General features: G+C 43.4%; 1 protein-coding gene and 1 pseudogene. Both read left to right on the plus strand.

Annotated features, from left to right (window positions below; all coding sequences use genetic code 11):
• Positions 1-563, plus strand: a pseudogene (locus tag ACTQ3A_RS13865) (tetracycline resistance ribosomal protection protein Tet(W)); the annotation flags it as partial.
• A 50-nt stretch (positions 564-613) separates the two neighbouring features.
• Positions 614-1,381, plus strand: coding sequence for a class I SAM-dependent methyltransferase (locus ACTQ3A_RS13870; RefSeq protein WP_002586626.1), 768 nt, complete (start codon positions 614-616; stop codon positions 1,379-1,381).
• Positions 1,382-1,387: the final 6 nt, after the last annotated feature.

Consider the following 1,387-nt stretch of genomic DNA (forward strand, 5'->3'; position numbering starts at 1 on the left):
CGCTTGGCTCCGGTGTACAATACGAGAGCCGGGTTTCGCTGGGATACTTGAACCAGAGTTTTCAAAACGCTGTCAGGGATGGTATCCGTTACGGGCTGGAGCAGGGCTTGTTCGGCTGGAACGTAACGGACTGTAAGATTTGCTTTGAATACGGGCTTTATTACAGTCCGGTCAGCACGCCGGCGGACTTCCGCTCATTGGCCCCGATTGTATTGGAACAGGCATTGAAGGAATCGGGGACGCAGCTGCTGGAACCTTATCTCTCCTTCATCCTCTATGCGCCCCAGGAATACCTTTCCAGGGCTTATCATGATGCACCGAAATACTGTGCCACCATCGAAACGGCCCAGGTAAAAAAGGATGAAGTTGTCTTTACTGGCGAGATTCCCGCCCGCTGTATACAGGCATACCGTACTGATCTGGCCTTTTACACCAACGGGCGGAGCGTATGCCTTACAGAGCTGAAAGGATATCAGGCCGCTGTCGGTCAGCCGGTCATCCAGCCCCGCCGTCCAAACAGCCGCCTGGACAAGGTGCGCCATATGTTTCAGAAGGTAATGTAAAGATACATAATCGTCAAGACGGCAACAATCAGAAGTTATGGAGGGTAACAATGGAATATAGTAAGGAAGATTTAATGGAAGCAAAAAAGCAAATTTGGGGAGTGGGAGAGAACATGGGAACAGAGGAAAGTAAAAAAATCTGGGAGGAGAACGCACAATTTTGGGATAATGCAATGGGTGACGAATCTAATGAATTTCACAGAGAGGTAGTGCGTCCCAAAGTAACGGAACTTCTATCTCCTAATCCTGCGGATTACATTTTGGATATTGCGTGTGGCAATGGAAATTATTCTTCGTATCTTGCACAAAGAGGCGCTTCGGTTGTCGCTTTTGATTACAGCAAAAAAATGATAGAATTGGCTAAAAGACGGCAATCACAATATGCAAAACAAATTGAATTTTGTGTGGCGGATGCGACCGATAGAAAAAGTATATTAGAATTAAAAAGAAATCGAGCCTTTACGAAAGCAGTTTCTAATATGGCAATTATGGATATTACGGATATTGAACCACTTCTTATGGCTGTTTATGAACTGTTGCAGGAAAGCGGAATTTTTGTCTTTGCAACGCAACACCCTTGTTTTGTCACGTTGACTGAAAAATATATGACACCGCACAGTTACTATGATATAGCGATTGAAGGGCAACCGAAAGAGCAGATTTATTATCATCGTTCCATACAAGATATTTTTAACCTTTGTTTTAGAGCTGGATTTGTCATTGATGGATTTTATGAAGAATGTTTTAAAACCAACAAAGAAATTCCTATGGTAATGATAGTAAGGCTTAAGAAGGTAAAACGTGATAGCTTAAAATAAATTCAA

This window comes from Bilifractor sp. LCP21S3_F8 (genome assembly GCF_052117805.1).
Taxonomy (GTDB): domain Bacteria; phylum Bacillota; class Clostridia; order Lachnospirales; family Lachnospiraceae; genus Bilifractor.

Coding starts and splice junctions, on each gene's coding strand:
- ACTQ3A_RS13870 (WP_002586626.1), top strand. CDS start 614: ATGGAATATAGTAAGGAAGATTTAATGGAAGCAAAAAAGCAAATTTGG.